Source organism: Thiohalocapsa sp. (assembly GCF_019695415.1).
Classification (GTDB): Bacteria; Pseudomonadota; Gammaproteobacteria; order Chromatiales; family Chromatiaceae; genus Thiohalocapsa.
The window spans coordinates 17,762-32,937 of record NZ_JAIFKJ010000082.1 but is presented as its reverse complement, the minus strand read 5'-3'; the positions used below and the strand labels follow the sequence as shown (position 1 = coordinate 32,937).

The 15,176-nt window shown below is 65.9% G+C and carries 19 protein-coding genes; 10 read left to right on the top strand and 9 right to left on the bottom strand.

Going from position 1 to position 15,176, the window contains the following annotated elements; translation table 11 throughout:
* Positions 1-36: 36 nt before the first annotated feature.
* The 9 genes from hisD to I6U14_RS01295 form a co-directional block, all read right to left on the bottom strand.
* The gene (hisD, locus tag I6U14_RS01335) at positions 37-1,335 is read right to left on the bottom strand and encodes a histidinol dehydrogenase (protein WP_296896241.1); all 1,299 of its coding nucleotides are present in this window, start codon (positions 1,333-1,335) and stop codon (positions 37-39) included.
* A gap of 44 nt (positions 1,336-1,379) precedes the next feature.
* Entirely contained in the window at positions 1,380-2,036 is a 657-nt protein-coding gene (gene hisG / locus I6U14_RS01330; protein WP_296896240.1) for an ATP phosphoribosyltransferase, read from the bottom strand.
* An 86-nt stretch (positions 2,037-2,122) separates the two neighbouring features.
* Positions 2,123-3,385 (bottom strand): UDP-N-acetylglucosamine 1-carboxyvinyltransferase, encoded by a 1,263-nt coding sequence (murA, locus tag I6U14_RS01325; RefSeq protein WP_296896239.1) that lies wholly within the window; start codon positions 3,383-3,385, stop codon positions 2,123-2,125.
* A gap of 142 nt (positions 3,386-3,527) precedes the next feature.
* On the bottom strand, positions 3,528-3,890 hold the full coding sequence (locus tag I6U14_RS01320; protein WP_296896238.1) for a lipid asymmetry maintenance protein MlaB: 363 nt from the start codon (positions 3,888-3,890) through the stop codon (positions 3,528-3,530).
* Between the two features lies 1 nt (position 3,891).
* Positions 3,892-4,524 carry a phospholipid-binding protein MlaC gene (locus tag I6U14_RS01315; RefSeq protein WP_296896237.1) on the bottom strand — a complete coding sequence of 211 codons (633 nt, stop codon included), beginning with the start codon at positions 4,522-4,524 and terminating at the stop codon, positions 3,892-3,894.
* Complete coding sequence (gene mlaD, locus I6U14_RS01310) at positions 4,521-4,991, bottom strand: outer membrane lipid asymmetry maintenance protein MlaD (protein WP_296896235.1); 471 nt, start codon at positions 4,989-4,991, stop codon at positions 4,521-4,523. The genes I6U14_RS01315 and mlaD overlap by 4 nt, the downstream gene beginning before the upstream one ends.
* A gap of 3 nt (positions 4,992-4,994) precedes the next feature.
* Positions 4,995-5,774 carry a lipid asymmetry maintenance ABC transporter permease subunit MlaE gene (gene mlaE, locus I6U14_RS01305; protein WP_296896243.1) on the bottom strand — a complete coding sequence of 260 codons (780 nt, stop codon included), beginning with the start codon at positions 5,772-5,774 and terminating at the stop codon, positions 4,995-4,997.
* Positions 5,771-6,673, bottom strand: coding sequence for an ABC transporter ATP-binding protein (locus I6U14_RS01300; RefSeq protein ID WP_296896234.1), 903 nt, complete (start codon positions 6,671-6,673; stop codon positions 5,771-5,773). The genes mlaE and I6U14_RS01300 overlap by 4 nt, the downstream gene beginning before the upstream one ends.
* Positions 6,674-6,769: 96 nt before the next feature.
* Entirely contained in the window at positions 6,770-7,336 is a 567-nt protein-coding gene (locus tag I6U14_RS01295) for a hypothetical protein (RefSeq protein ID WP_296896232.1), read from the bottom strand.
* 101 nt (positions 7,337-7,437) lie between these two features.
* Between I6U14_RS01295 and kdsC the strand changes: the two genes are divergently transcribed.
* The 10 genes from kdsC to I6U14_RS01245 all read left to right on the top strand — a co-directional run bounded on the left by kdsC (position 7,438) and on the right by I6U14_RS01245 (position 15,174).
* Entirely contained in the window at positions 7,438-7,980 is a 543-nt protein-coding gene (gene kdsC / locus I6U14_RS01290) for a 3-deoxy-manno-octulosonate-8-phosphatase KdsC (protein WP_296896231.1), read from the top strand.
* Positions 7,977-8,591, top strand: coding sequence for an LPS export ABC transporter periplasmic protein LptC (gene lptC / locus I6U14_RS01285; RefSeq protein ID WP_296896229.1), 615 nt, complete (start codon positions 7,977-7,979; stop codon positions 8,589-8,591). Before kdsC ends, lptC begins: the two co-directional genes overlap by 4 nt.
* Complete coding sequence (gene lptA, locus I6U14_RS01280) at positions 8,588-9,166, top strand: lipopolysaccharide transport periplasmic protein LptA (RefSeq protein WP_296896227.1); 579 nt, start codon at positions 8,588-8,590, stop codon at positions 9,164-9,166. Before lptC ends, lptA begins: the two co-directional genes overlap by 4 nt.
* The gene (gene lptB, locus I6U14_RS01275) at positions 9,163-9,888 is read left to right on the top strand and encodes an LPS export ABC transporter ATP-binding protein (protein WP_296896225.1); all 726 of its coding nucleotides are present in this window, start codon (positions 9,163-9,165) and stop codon (positions 9,886-9,888) included. The genes lptA and lptB overlap by 4 nt, the downstream gene beginning before the upstream one ends.
* 190 nt (positions 9,889-10,078) lie before the next feature.
* Positions 10,079-11,560 (top strand): RNA polymerase factor sigma-54, encoded by a 1,482-nt coding sequence (locus tag I6U14_RS01270; RefSeq protein ID WP_296896224.1) that lies wholly within the window; start codon positions 10,079-10,081, stop codon positions 11,558-11,560.
* Between the two features lie 242 nt (positions 11,561-11,802).
* Entirely contained in the window at positions 11,803-12,150 is a 348-nt protein-coding gene (gene raiA / locus I6U14_RS01265) for a ribosome-associated translation inhibitor RaiA (RefSeq protein ID WP_296896223.1), read from the top strand.
* Between the two features lie 194 nt (positions 12,151-12,344).
* On the top strand, positions 12,345-12,806 hold the full coding sequence (locus tag I6U14_RS01260; RefSeq protein ID WP_296896222.1) for a PTS sugar transporter subunit IIA: 462 nt from the start codon (positions 12,345-12,347) through the stop codon (positions 12,804-12,806).
* Between the two features lie 38 nt (positions 12,807-12,844).
* Positions 12,845-13,804, top strand: coding sequence for an HPr(Ser) kinase/phosphatase (gene hprK, locus I6U14_RS01255; protein WP_296896220.1), 960 nt, complete (start codon positions 12,845-12,847; stop codon positions 13,802-13,804).
* Positions 13,805-13,864: 60 nt separating this feature from the next.
* Positions 13,865-14,728, top strand: a complete 864-nt coding sequence (rapZ, locus tag I6U14_RS01250) for an RNase adapter RapZ (protein WP_296896218.1) — start codon at positions 13,865-13,867, stop codon at positions 14,726-14,728.
* Positions 14,725-15,174: a PTS fructose transporter subunit IIA gene (locus tag I6U14_RS01245; protein WP_296896215.1), complete on the top strand. Its 450-nt coding sequence runs from the start codon at positions 14,725-14,727 to the stop codon at positions 15,172-15,174. The genes rapZ and I6U14_RS01245 overlap by 4 nt, the downstream gene beginning before the upstream one ends.
* Positions 15,175-15,176: the final 2 nt, after the last annotated feature.

Below are 15,176 nucleotides of genomic sequence, written 5' to 3'. Positions count from 1 at the left end.
AGCCTTCCCGCCTCGATACTTGTCCCTCGCCACTCGTCACTCCCCCCGATATTCCGCCGACCGCGCATGCGCCGTCAGCCCCTCGCCCCGCGCAAGCACCGAGGCGGTCTTGGCGAGCGCAGCGGAACCAGCGCTCGACGCCATGATAAGGCTGGAGCGCTTCTGGAAGTCGTAGACGCCGAGCGGTGAGCTGAAGCGTGCGGTGCCCGAGGTGGGCAGCACGTGGTTGGGTCCGGCGCAGTAATCGCCAAGGGCCTCTGCGGTGTGGCGGCCCATGAAGATGGCGCCGGCGTTGTGGATTTTCGCGGCCAGGGCCTCCGGATCTTCGACCGACAACTCCAGGTGCTCCGGCGCGATGCGGTTGGCCACGGCCGCGGCGTCGTGCATGTCCCGCGACAGGATCAAGGCGCCGCGGTCCTTCAGCGCGTTGGCGATGATATCCCGGCGCTCCAGCGAAGGCAGCAGCTTGTCAATGCTTGCAGCGACCCGGTCCAGGTAATCCGCGTCCCAAGATACCAAGATGGCCTGGGCATCCTCGTCGTGCTCGGCCTGGCTGAAGAGATCCATGGCGATCCAGTCCGGGTCCGTGCCGCCGTCGCACAGGATCAGGATCTCCGACGGCCCTGCCACCATGTCGATGCCCACCTGACCGAAGACCGCGCGCTTGGCCGTAGCGACATAGATATTGCCGGGACCGACGATCTTATCGCACGCGGGCACGCTCTCCGTCCCGTAGGCCAGCGCGGCGACGGCCTGCGCCCCACCGATCGCGAAGGCCTTATCCACGCCGGCGATGTGGGCGGCGGCCAGGACCAGCTCGTTCAGCTTGCCCTCCGGCGTCGGCACGACCATCACCAGCTCCGGCACGCCGGCGACTTTGGCCGGGATAGCATTCATGAGAACCGACGACGGATAGGCCGCCTTGCCGCCGGGGACATAGAGCCCGACGCGGTCCAGCGGTGTCACCTTCTGCCCGAGCAGGGTGCCGTCCGACTCGCGGTAGTCCCAGCTCTGCAGCTTCTGATGCTCGGCGTAGGCGCGGATGCGCTGGGCGGCGGCGGCCAAGGCATCACGCTGCTCCACCGGGATCAGCTCCGCAGCCTGCGCGAGGCGGGCGGCCGGGATGGTCAGCGCCGCCGCATTGCCGGGCTGCCAGCGATCGAAGCGGGCGGTGTACTCAAGGAGTGCCGAGTCGCCGCGGCTGCGGATGGCGTCGATGATGTCATCGACGGTGCGCTGCACTGCAGGGTTGGATACGGAATCCCAGGCGAGCAGCGCGTCCAGGCGCGCGGCGAAGTCGGCGTCGGTGGTTCTGAGTCGGGCGATGTCGGGCATGGTGATGCTCCCGTGCGCTGGGCGATGGCAGAGTGATTGCTAGCCTAATCAACCTGCTTTTCGGCGACGGCACCGCGCAACGCCTCCAACAGCGCTGTGACGCTGGCGTGCTTCATCTTCCAGGACGCCTTGTTCACCACCAGCCGCGAGCTGATGTCGCAGATATGCTCCAGCGGCACCAGGCCATTGGCCTTGAGCGTATTGCCGCTTTCCACCAGGTCCACGATCAGGTCGGCAAGGCCCACCAGGGGCGCCAGCTCCATGGAGCCGTAGAGCTTGATGATCTCCACCTGCTGCCCCTTGGCGGCGAAGTGACGCTCAGCGCAGTGCACGTACTTAGTGGCGATGCGCTGGCGGCGGCGGTCAGTGCGGCCGTCGAGGCGCGCATCGGGCTTACCCGCGACCATCATCCGGCAGCGGGCAATGCCCAAGTCCAGCGGTTCGTACAGCCCGTCGCCGCCGTGCTCCAGCAGCACGTCCTTGCCAGCGATGCCGAGATCGGCAGCGCCATACTCCACGTAGGTGGGGACGTCACTAGCGCGGATGATAACAAGCTTCACCTGCGGGTCATTGGTGTCGAGGATCAGCTTACGGCTCTGCTCGGGGTCTTCCGTCGCGCGGATGCCGCCCGCCGCGAGCAAGGGCATGGCCTGCTCGAAGATGCGGCCTTTCGACAGCGCGATGGTCAAGGTGTCGGACATTGGGAAGTGTCGAGTGTCGAGGGGCGAGGGGCGAGGGGCGGTGCGGGTCTTCCTAGAACCTCGCCCCTCGAAACTCGATCCGCTGGTTAAGTATGTACCCGCCGGATGACGCCGCCGAGAGCGGACAGCTTCTCTTCGATGTGATCATAGCCACGGTCAATGTGGTAGATGCGGTCCACGAGTGTGTCGCCATCCGCCACGAGCCCCGACAGTACCAAGCTCGCGGAGGCACGCAAGTCGGTGGCCATAACCGGCGCAGCCGTGAGTCGGTCGACACCGCGGCAGATGGCGGTGTTGCCCTCGATGCGGATGTCGGCGCCCATGCGCTGCATCTCCAGCACATGCATGAAGCGGTTTTCGAAGACCGTCTCGGTGATGATGCCGGTACCCTCGGCGACGCTGTTCAGCGCACAGAACTGCGCCTGCATGTCTGTCGGGAAGGCCGGGTGCGGGGCGGTATGGACGTCTACTGCACGCGGGCGGCGGCCGGTCATGTCCAGCTCGATCCAATCTGCGCCGGTGGTGATTGTGGCGCCGCACTCGCGCAGCTTACCGAGCACCGCTTCCAGCAGATCAGCGCGGGTGGCGCGCACCCGAACCCGCCCGCTAGTCATGACTGCGGCAACCAGGAAAGTGCCGGTCTCGATGCGATCTGGCAGGACGCTGTATGCGCAGCCAGTGAGGTGCTCGACGCCGTCGATGACGATGGTGTCGGTGCCGGCCCCTTGGATACGCGCACCCATCGCGACCAGAAAGTTCGCGAGGTCGACCACCTCGGGCTCGCGGGCGGCATTTTCGAGGATAGTTCGACCATCGGCCAGCACCGCCGCCATCATCAGATTCTCGGTGCCGGTGACGGTGACGATGTCCATGAAGTAGCGCGCGCCCCGGAGCCGCTCGGCCTTGGCCTGCACGTAGCCGTTCTCGACGATGATGTCCGCGCCCATCGCCCGCATGCCTTCGATATGGAGATTCACCGGGCGCGCACCGATCGCGCAGCCGCCGGGCAGGGAGACCTGTGCCTCACCGAAGCGGGCGAGCAGCGGTCCCAGCACCAGAATGGATGCCCGCATGGTCTTCACGAGGTCATAAGGCGCTTCGAAGCGGGTCACCCCGGTGGCGTCAACATGGACGCGCATACGCTCGTCGACGGTGAGGTGCGCACCCATGCGCCCTAGCAGTTCCATGGTGGTCGTGATGTCGCGCAGGTGCGGCACATTGCCGAGCACGCACTCGCCCTCCGCTGCGAGTAGGGTAGCGGCCATGATGGGCAACGCTGCGTTCTTGGCGCCGGAGGCTCGGACCTCGCCTTCGAGGCGGTTGCCGCCGGTAATCAGGAGCTTGTCCATGGATCAATTGGCAGGGTGAGTTGAGATCGGGCTGTCGGGTGGGAATGAAAAAAGGGGGCTACCGATAGGACAGGCGCGATAGGGTGCTGAGCGGCACGGGCTGTGCATAGGGCCGCCCGCCGCGGGCCGGTGTGCATCGCACTCAAGACCCGTCGGCCGCCCTAGATGCGGTTGCGGTCGGCTGGGCAGAGTCGCCTAGGCCGAGCAGCGCCTGAACGTTGGCGAGCATTGCGAGCCGCCGCATAGCGGCGGGAGTGTTGTGCAGCACCAGCGTCAGCCCCTGTTCGCGCAACTGCGCCTGCCACTCGAGCAGCAAGGCGACACCCGCACTGCTCGGCCGGTGAATACCGGCGAGGTCCAGATGGACACGCGCACCAGTGCCGGCCGTCGGCGGTGTGGCGGCGAGCGTCGCGACAACGGCGAGTGTGAGGTCGCCGTCCAGCCGCCAGCGGTCGGCGCCCGCGTGCGTCAGCTGTGCTGCGGCGGCTGGCTGAGCTTGGGTCATGCTAGGCGCCGGCGGCCTTGGCTTCCAGCTCCCGGATGAGCCCATCGATGCCTGAGCGGACGATGGTGGCGCGGAACTGGCCGCGATAGCTGGAGATCATGCTGACGTTGTCGATGACCAGGTCGTAGACCTTCCAGCTGCCGCTCTCTTTGTGCATGCGGTAGTCGATGGGGATCGGCGGCCCGCCGGCACCTGTGACCTCCGTCGGCACCACCACGGTGCCGTCTCGTGTGCCGGGCCGCGACGGTTTGTAGATCACCTGCTCGCCCGAGTACTTTGCGAGCGACTTGGCATAGGTGCTGATCAGGAGCTCGCGAAACGCCGAGACCAATTGGCTGCGCTGGCCGGCGCTGGCCTTGCCCCAGTCGCGGCCCACCGCCGAGCGGGTAATGAGCTCAAAGTCGAAATGCGGGGCGAGCTTGTTGCCCACGAGGTTGTAGATGGCTGAGGGGTTGCCGTCGAGCTCGGAGCGGCGGCTCTGCAGGGTGCGCAGTGTGTCTTCTGCCGTGCGCCGCACCAGCGCCTCCGCGTCAGCATCGGCGGCGGCCGCCGGCGGCAACGCCAGCAGCAGCACCGCGCAAATTGCCGTTAGTGCTGGCGCGATGCCGCGTGCTCTTGCCGTGCCGATGCTCATTCCGAATCCTCCTGTGCCTGGTTGAACAGAAATTGCCCGATCATGCGCTCGAGCACGAGTGCCGACTGGGTGTGCTCGATTTGGTCGCCGTCGCCGAGATAGTCCGGGCTGCCGCCAGGATCCAACGACACGTATTGCTCCCCGAGGAGCCCCGCCGTGTAGATGTTGGCGAAGGTGTCAGTTGGCAGCTGGTCGTAGGCCGCGTCGATGCGCAGGGTCACCACCGCCTGATAGGCGGCCTCGTCGAAGGCAATGGATTCCACGCGCCCGAGCCGCACGCCGGCCATGCTCACCGGTGCGCGCACCTTCAAACTGCCGATGTTATCGAAACGGGCAATGAGCGCGTAGCCATCGCCGTCACCTGCGGCGCTCAGGTTGCTGACCCGCATGGCGAGGAAGAAGAGCGCAAGGAAGCCCGCCGCCATGAAGGCGCCCACCAGAATCTCTGTCGTGCGCGTCGTACCCATGTGTCATTCCCCGAACATCAGAGCGGTGAGGATGAAATCGAGACCCAACACCGCGAGTGCCGCGTGCACCACCGAGCGGGTGGTGGCCTGGCTGACGCCGGCGGCGGTCGGGGTGGCGTCATAGCCCTGAAACAGGGCGATCCAGCTCACCACGACGCCGAATACCAGGCTCTTGATCACGCCGTTGATGACGTCTTCGCGAAAATCCAGCTTGCTCTGCATCTGGCTCCAGAAGGCGCCGTCGTCGACGCCGAGGAGTCCGACGCCGACGAACCAGCCGCCCAACACCCCCAGCATGCTGAACATGGCGGCCAACAGGGGCATGGCAATGCAGCCGCCGAAGAAGCGCGGCGTGAGGACGCGACGTACCGGATCGACGGCCATCATCTCTAGCGCAGACAGTTGTTCGGTGGCCTTCATCAGGCCGATCTCGGCGGTGAGGGCGGAGCCGGCGCGCCCCGCCACCAGCAACGCGGTAACCACGGGCCCGAGCTCGCGCACCAGTGACGCCGCCACCATGACACCGAGGCTTTCCTCGGCGCCGAACTGGTTCAGCACGTAGTAGCCCTGCAGGCCCAACACCATGCCGACAAAGAGTCCGGAGACGGCAATGATCAACACCGAGAGCACGCCGATGTTAAAGATCTGCGCGATCAGCAGCCGCGGCCGCGGCAGCAGCGCCGGCAGCCCGACGATGATGGCCGCAAGCAGCGTGTGCGCGCGGCCGACGCCCGCGAGCGCGGTCAGGCCGGCGCGTCCCAGACGGGCCAGTGCATCGGTCACCACCACCCGCGATGTTCTCCGCTGGCAAGCATGTCCTGGGCGAGGGGCACGGACGACGGGTAGTGGAAGTGCACGGGTCCATCCGGCGCGCCATCAAGGAACTGACGCACGCGCGGATCTGCGTGAGCCGACACCTGCTCCGGCGTACCACTGCACATGACGCGACCTTCGGCGATCACATACGCGTGGTCAGCGATGCCAAGGGTCTCGGGCACGTCGTGGGAGACGATGATGCTGCTGATGCCGCCGGCGTCGTTCAGCTGGTGCACCAGCTGCACCAGCACGCCCATGGAGATGGGGTCCTGGCCGGTAAAGGGCTCGTCGTACATCACCATCATGGGGTCCAACGCCACCGCGCGGGCAAGGGCCACGCGCCTTGCCATGCCGCCGGACAGCTGGCTGGGCATAAGTGCGGCGGCACCGCGCAGCCCGACGGCCTCGAGCTTCATCAGCACCAGCCGGCGCAGGAGGGACTCCGGCAGCCGAGCGTGCTCCCGCAGCGGGAAGGCGACGTTCTCGAAGACGCTCAGGTCGCCGAGGAGCGCCCCGCTCTGGAACAGCATGCCCATGCGTTTGCGCAGCGCGCAGAGCTGCTGGCGATTCAGATGGTGTACCGCCTCGCCGTCCACCTCGATGCTGCCTGCGTTCGGCTTGAGCTGGCCGCTGATGAGCTTGAGCAGGGTCGTCTTGCCGGTGCCGGAGGGGCCCATGATGGCGGTGACGGCACCGCGTTGAATGTCCAAGTCGATGCCGTCGAAGATAACCTTGCCACCGTGCGCGAAATGCAAGCCGCGAATGCGCACAAGCGGCTCAGCTCCAGCACCATTGCCTGGTTGCTGGAGACGCTCGTCGCCTTGCGCATCGGCGCGCGCGAACTGGGCGGGGACGCCTTTCCCCATGGGCTTGATCCCTCAGGAGTGGTTGAAACAGCCCGGCATTCTCTTGAAGGTCAGCCGCAAGCGTCAAGCAAGGGTTGCGCGCGCATACGCAGGCGCTCAAATCTCCGCCAGGCCGAGCAGCTGCTGCATCTGTCGCCAGGCCGCGAGCTGCGCGGTGCGCGGTTGCGGCAGGATGACCAGCGTCGCCGGTGCTGCGGCGGCCTGCTCGCGCAGCCAACGAGCGCCGGCGCGCAGATCGGCCATGAGTGTCTGTGGGCAATTAACCGCGCGTCCCCACACGGCGGCCTCATCCGCAGTCGGCCGCAGCAGTAACCCCGGCGCGCCGGGAGCCGTCCAGCGCACCCAGCCGCCGAGTTGCCCGTGCAAGGCTGCGATCGCCTGCTGCAGAAGGTCTTTCGGGGCATTGGCGGGCGGGCACTCGAGAAAGAAGCGGAAGCTCTCCGGCACCGCATCCCGCCATTCGTGAAGCAGAAGGACGGCGTCGGCGCACCAGTCGGCAGCGCTGATGTAGGCACCTGGATGCTCGTTGGCGAAGTAGCCGAGCTGCCAGTCAGCGGGCAAGTCGTCTGGATAGTAGCTGGCGCTGTCGCTGAGCGCCCACCAGCCATCTGCGACAACGGTGACGGCAGCGTTGGTGGTGTTGCGGGCGTTTGCGGTTGGCAAGGCTGGGCAGGCTGGTCATGGTGTGGGCGGGTGACCCGGAATGCCTATGGTACGCTTGCCGGCCGACAGCAGGCGATCTTGCCCCGGGGCGGTGATTTCCTATGCAGGATATTTTTGAACGCGCGAAAGCTATTCGGGTCGTCATCTTCGACGTTGACGGCGTCCTCACCGACGGCAGTCTCTACCTCGGAGATGACGGCCAGGAATACAAGGCCTTCAACTCCCGGGACGGCCACGGGATGGCCATGCTGCGCGACAGCGGGGTGACCCTCGGCGTCATCACCGGGCGGCGCTCGGAGGTCGTGCGGATCCGGATGCAGAGTCTGGGGATCGAGCACGTCCACCAGGGCTGCCCCGACAAGCTGCCGACCTTCCTGGCGCTGGCAGGGGAGCTGGGTGTCCCGCATCAGGCGGTGGCCTACATGGGCGACGACCTGATGGATCTGCCCGTGATGCGTCGCGTCGGGCTTGCGGTGGCGGTGGCCGATGCCCACCCGGTGGTGCGTGAGCATGCCCATTGGTGCACCCCGAGCGGCGGCGGGCGCGGTGCCGCCCGGGATCTTTGCGAGTTGATCCTGCGAGCGCAAGGCAAGCTGGATGCGCTGGTCCAGACCTATCTCGGCACGACAGGTGCGTCAGCGTGAGCCTGTCCGGGCGGGAGGTGCTGATTGCACTGCTCCTCGCTGCCGCTGGACTCGCGGCCTGGTGGTATCGCGGCGCTCATCGACCGGACGTTGGCCCGGCGGTGCCCCAGCATGGTCGGCCCGATTATGTCGTGGAGCAGGTTGCCGTGGTCACCATGTCCGAGCACGGTGAGCCAATCCGGCGGCTCTGGTCCGGAGAGCTGCGTCACTTTCCCGGCGACACCGGCAGCGAGCTCGATGCGCCCGTGCTCCGGCTGCTGGAGCCGGCACAGCCGGACTGGGTGATCCGTGCCGAGCGCGCCTGGGTCTCTGCCGAAGGCGACGAGGTTCTGCTGGAGGGCCGAGTGCTTGCCGATCGCGCCGCGAATGCTGGTGCGCCGCCCACGCGCATCTTCACGAGTGAGCTTCTGGTGCTGGACGACGCCGGCTATGCGGAGACCGATCGCGCTGTCGAGCTGGAGCGAGGCGAGGACTGGCTGACGGCGGTGGACGGCATGCAGTTGTGGTTCAAAACCCCGATGCGCAGCCGTTTTTTCGGCCGTGTGCGCCAGCGCTTCGCGTTTGCCCAGGCCGCCGGTGCGGGTGCTGCCGACGGTGCGGAGGCACCATGAGCGCAGACCCTGAGTATCGTCGATGCAGCTGTGCTTCGCGCCCCGCAGCACTGCTTGCTTCGGTGTTGGCGGCGGTTGCTGTGCTGGCGGCACCGGGCGCCATCGCGCTGGACTCCGACCGCGAGCAGCCGATGTTCGTCGAGGCGGACGCGGCGGAGCTCGACGAAAAGCAGTCCATCAGTCTCTACCTGGGAAATGTCGAGGTACAGCAAGGCAGCATGCGCATTCGCGCCGACGAGGTCCTGGTGCATCATGCGCCCAACCGGCAGCCGCGCAAGATCATTGCCATCGGTAACCCGGTGCGTTATCAGCAGCTTCTCGACGGCGATCCCGAAGAAGTCCGCGCGCGGGCGCGGCGGATGGAGTATGCAGCGGACAGTGAGGAGATCACGCTCATCGATGACGCCGTGCTGATTCAGGGCGAAGACCGCTTTGCGAGCGACCGCATCGTCTACAACCGGACCACGGATCGCCTCACCGCGGGCACCAGCGCACGCGGTCGTGAGCGTGTCAAGATCCGCATCGAGCCGGGGTCCACCGAGCCCGACCCCGGGGGCACCAGCGCGGACCAATGACCACCCTGCTAGCCGAGGGCCTGGCCAAACGCTATCGCCGCCGCCGGGTGGTCAATGACGTCAGCCTTGGGGTGGACGCCGGCGGCGTCGTGGGTCTGCTTGGGCCGAACGGCGCCGGCAAGACCACGAGCTTCTACATGATCGTCGGCCTGGTACCGGCAGATGCCGGCCGAATCCTCCTCGACGGCGAAGACATCACGCTGCGGCCGATGCATGCCCGCGCCCGTCGCGGTTTGAGCTATCTGGCCCAAGAGCCGTCGGTTTTCCGCAAGCTCACCGCCAGAGATAACCTTTTGGCGGTGCTGGAGGCCCGCGGCGACCTCGACCGCAGCACCCGATATGCGCGTTGCGACCAGCTTCTTGACGAGCTCGGTATCGCGCATGTGGCAGGCTCGCTGGCCATGAGCCTTTCCGGCGGCGAGCGCCGGCGCCTGGAGATCGCCCGCGCACTCGCCGTGGAGCCAAAGATCATGCTCCTCGATGAGCCCTTCGCAGGGGTCGACCCCATCGCCGTCGGCGAGATCAAGGCCATCATCACCCACCTGCGCCGGCGCAACATCGGCGTGCTTATCACGGACCACAATGTCCGTGAGACCCTAGACATCTGCGACCGCGCTTACATCATCAGCGAGGGTAGCGTCATTGCCGAAGGCACACCTGACGATCTGTTGCAGAACGACCGCGTGCGCGCTGTCTATCTGGGCGAGGATTTTCGGCTCTGAGGTCCAATCGCAGCGTGATCCCCAGATGATCCGACGAGCGGTCGCTGCTTGACCGCAAGCGCTGACAGGCGTCACTGGCGGGTGGCGTCAGTGCTGGACGCATCTGCGGGGCTGCGCCAATATCGGGGGCTGGATTTGGGCTAGAATCAAATCAGCATACAATTCCCGTACCACCCCACCATCGGGTGCGATGAAACAGACCATCCAACTCCGCCTCGGCCAGCAGCTGACGATGACGCCGCAGCTGCAGCAGGCGATCAAGCTCCTGCAGCTGTCCACGCTCGATCTCCAGCGCGAGATCCAGGAAGCCCTGGAATCGAACCTGATGCTGGAGTCCGCAGACGAGGCGGAGGCCGAGGTCGACGCAGGGGACGAAGCCAACCGCCATGCCCAGGACGCCCAGGTGGACAGCGAGGTGCGCCCTGAGCAGGCCTCCATGCCCGAGGAACTGCCGGTCGACAGTTACTGGAGTGACACCTACGACAGTTATACCGCCGGCGGCACAGGCGCGGGCAGCGGGGCGTCCGAGGGTGCCGCGGAGCTCGACACCCTCGCGCAGCACTCGCGCCCGCAGACGCTGCATGACCACCTGGAGTGGCAGTTGAACCTGTCCCGACTCCAGCCCCGAGACCGGGTTATTGCCGAGGCGCTGCTGGACGCCATCGATGCCAACGGTTACCTGCGCTCCGACATCGACGAGCTGGTCGAGGCCATCGCGGACCCTGACGCCATCGGCGACGAGGCCGTGGAGCCGGACGAGGTCGAGGCCGTCCTCCACCGCATTCAGGCGTTCGATCCGCCCGGCGTCGGTGCGCGTAATCTGCGCGAGTGCCTGTCGCTGCAGCTGCGGTATTTGCCCACGGATCAACCGTATAGAGGCGAGGCCCTTGCCATCTGCGAACACCATTTCGCCGCATTGTCGCGCAACGACCTCGACGAGCTGCGCCGCCACACCAAGCTCGCGCCGGAGCTATTGCGCGAGGCCTTGGCCCTGATCCGCTCGATGCACCCCCGGCCCGGCTCGCTGGTGGCTGATATTCGCCCGGAATACGTCATCCCCGACGTGGTGGTGCAGAAGCGAAACGGCAGCTGGACGGTCGAGCTGAATCCGGAAACAACGCCTAGACTGAGAGTGAACCCCGGCTATCTGAAGCTGATCCGCCGGGCCGACGACGGGCCGGATAACTCGTGTCTGAAGACGCACCTGCAGGAGGCCCGTTGGTTCATCAAAAGTTTGGCGAGCCGGAATGATACGGTGTTACGGGTGGCGACCAAGATTGTGGAACTGCAGCAGAACTTCTTCGACTACGGCGAGGAGGCGATGAGGCCGCTGGTCTTGCGTGACGTCGCCGATTCACTGGAGCTGCACGAATCGACGGTCTCGCGTGTGACGACGCAGAAGTACATGCACACGCCCCGCGGAACCTTCGAGTTCAAATATTTTTTCTCGAGTCATGTGAACACCGCTTCCGGCGGCGAGTGCTCGTCCACGGCGATACGGGCCTTCATCCGCAAGCTGGTCGCCGCCGAGACGCCGAGCAAGCCGCTCAGCGATAACAAAATCGCGGGCATCCTCACGGAGCAAGGCATCAATGTCGCCCGCCGCACTGTCGCCAAGTATCGTGAAGCGATGGGGATACCTCCGTCCAACGAGCGCAAGCGTCTGGCATGAGCGCCGCGGCAAGAGCACCATCAGATGGACCGAGCTTCGGGAACGGCCGGCATAAGCCGGCCGCACCTCTAGGCGTATTACTGCTGGGTGTCGGGACAACGCCAGACGTCACGTGGCCGTCGCCCGGCCATCCGGGCGGCGCCGCTCGGCAACAGCGTGTTGCGAGCCGCTTGTCCGAAGGGCCGGAAACGTCCCGTCGCCGGCTGCCCATGCGGGGCGCCTGATAACACTGGAGTGACGCTATGCAAATCAACCTGACCGGCCACCATGTCGATATCACTGAGCCGCTGAAGGATTATGTCGACACCAAGTTCGACCGTCTGGCGCGCCATTTTGACGACGTGATAAACGTGCATGTCATCCTCAGTGTCGAGAAGCTGCGGCAGAAGGCGGAGGCGACTATCCATGTGAATGGCGCCAACGTGTTTGCCGATGCGGTGCACGAGGATATGTACGCGGCCATCGACGGGTTGATCGACAAGCTCGACCGGCAAGTGATCAAGTACAAGGAAAAGCGCCAGAGCCACCGCGGCAACAACAACGCCAAGGCGGGCATCGAGCCTCCGGCGGACGAGGAGCAGCCTGGCTGACACGCACCCCGCCACGACGGCTCGCAGGCCCGAAGCGTACCGGAGCCAAGCACCGCCTGCTCCGGTGGTGCCGCCACAGGACGATGGCAGAGGGCCTTTTTCCGAACGGCGCCGATCACAGGATGACGTGATCCGGGCGCCGGGACCATCATCACAACAAGCACATAAAGAGCACGCGCGGGGTTCCTTAGGCAATGGTGCCAGCAGACCTGATTACGGAGTCGAGAGTGCTGAGCCGCTGCGAGGTGGCCAGCAAGAAACGTCTGCTGGAAACCTTGGCCGGACTGCTTGCAGAGGGCGATGGTCTGCTCTCCGGGACGTATGTGTTCGATCGGCTGCTGGAGCGTGAACGCCTAGGCAGCACGGGGCTGGGTATGGGCGTGGCATTGCCGCACGCGCGCATGCACGGTATCCAGGCGCCCATCGGTGCCTTCGTGCAGCTGCGCGATGCAGTCGCGTTCGATGCGATCGACGACAAGCCGGTGGATCTCGCCTTCGGTCTGCTGGTGCCGGATGCCACCGACGAGCAGCACCTCCAGCTGCTCGCCACGCTCGCTGCCGCCTTCGATGATGCGGCCGTGCGCAATGCCCTGCGCGAAGCCGCCGGTAGCGCAGAGCTGCTCGGAGTGTTTCGGCACCGGGTCTTCACCGCTTGATTGCGAGCGCATGGACGCCCGTGGCGCGCAGCCTGCTGATGAATCCGATTCACTCATTGCAGGGCCTGGTGGAGCACATCGGCCCGCGGCTCAAGCTTCGCTGGCTGACGCCACCGCCCGCGCAGAGCTGCCCGCTGCTGAGAGAGCAGGGCGCGCAAACCGCGCAGAGTCTCGTCGGCTCGCTCAATTGCATCCACCCGAACCGGCTCCAGGTCCTTGGCGAGGCGGAGATGCTGCACCTGGCTGATTTGAGCAAGCCCGCCTACGAGGAAACCATTGAGCGGTTGTTCTCGGCCCGTCCGGCGGCGATCATCTTCGCCTCCGATATCCAGCCGGAGCCGGTCTTCTTCGATCACGCGGCGCGCACCGGCACCCCGCTGCTTGGCTCCTCAGCTCGTGATGCGGAGATTGTCGATCGACTCCAGCACTTCTTGACCCATGCGCTCGCCGAGCGCACCACGGTGCATGGTGTGCTGCTGGAGGTGCTTGGCCTCGGCGTGCTCCTCACCGGCGATCCGGGAGTGGGCAAGAGCGAATTGGCACTGGAAATGATTGCCCGCGGCCATAGGCTCATCGCCGACGACGCGCCGGAGCTGGCGCGCATCGCACCAGAGGTGCTCGAGGGCAGCTGTCCGGGGCTGCTGCGAGATTTTTTGGAGGTGCGCGGACTCGGCGTACTCAATGTGCGGGCCATGTTCGGCGAGGGTGCCGTGCGCCAGCACGAGATGCTGAACCTCATTGTGCACATGCGGTCTTTCGATAACGAAGGCCTTGCGAGTATCGATCGTCTGCGCGGCAGTCTGTCGACGCGGACCATCCTGGGCGTGGCCGTGCCCGAGATCACCCTGCCGGTGGCACCCGGTCGCAATCTCGCCGTGCTGCTGGAGACCGCTGTGCGTAATCAAATCCTGCGCATCCGTGGCTATGACGCGGGTGTGGATCTGGAAGATCGGCAGGCGCGCGCCATTGCCGGCGGCCGAGAGCGATATGGCGGTTGATGGGCGCAGCCCGCGCGGGCAGGATACGCAAGGCACCAAACTCCAGACCGTATCGAGCCCATGGACTTATTGATCGTCAGTGGCCTTTCGGGTGCCGGCAAGACCGTGGCGCTGCGCACGCTGGAGGACATCGGCTACTACTGCATCGACAACCTGCCGCTGTTCCTGCTGCGGGAGCTGGCTCTGGGTCTCCGTCGTACGCATCTGGGTGCCCCTGGGGAGATCAGGCACTCTGCTGCGGTGGGCATCGACGCCCGCAACCAACCAGATTTTCTGTCGGATCTGCCGCGGCTCAGCGATGAGCTGCGCGAGCAGGGCATCGAGTGCCGCATCATCTTCCTGCACGCAGACACCCACACCCTGATCAAGCGCTTCAGCGAAACGCGGCGCAAGCATCCCCTCACCGGCGGCCAACTATCCTTGGAGGAGGCCATTCAGCGCGAGCGCGAGCTGCTGGAGCCGCTGGGTCGCATCGCTGAGATTCGGATCGACACCACGCATACCAACGTCCACGAGCTGCGCGATCTCGTGCGCGAGCGTCTCGGCGGTGCTGTGCAGGCGTCGGTCCTCTTGCAATCCTTCGGCTTCAAGAACGGTGTACCGGAAGGTGTGGACTTCGTCTTCGACGTCCGCTGCCTGCCAAACCCGCACTGGCAAGAGGCGCTGCGCCCGCTCTCGGGGCGGGATGCACCGGTGATCGAATTTCTGGAGCGGGCACCTGAGGTGGGGGAGATGTGCGCTGACATTCAGGTCTTTTTGGACCGCTGGATTCCGCGCTTCGAGACCGATGGCCGCAGTTATCTCACCATCGCTGTTGGTTGCACGGGCGGCAAGCACCGCTCCGTCTATATCGTCGAAGCGCTCAGCCGGCACCTGACAGAGACCGGCCACCGGGTACTGATGCGCCACCGGGAGCTGCCGTGAGCGTCGGCCTGCTACTGATCACCCATGCCGGCATCGGCACCGAGCTGCTGGCCGCCGCCACCCGTATGCTGGGGCGTTGCCCACTGCAGGCCAAGTCCTTGGCCGTGAGCAATGCCGACGATCCGGAGCGCATGCGTGCGCGGGCGCGGGCCTGTGCCGAGGCACTGGACAGTGGCGACGGCGTGCTGGTCCTGACCGACCTGTTCGGCTCGACCCCGGCGAATATTGCTGCCGGATTGTGCGATGCCGGCCATACGCGCATCCTAAGTGGCGTCAATCTGCCGATGCTGGTGCGGGTGCTGAACTATCCTGAGCTGTCGCTGGACGCCCTGGCAGACAAGGCGCTGAGCGGCGCCCGGGACGGCGTGCTGGAGTGTCCGGGGGTTGGCTGTCAAGCGCTGCCGCATGCGGTGCCGGGTGGCGCCGGCAGAACCGGCTGGAGCTGACA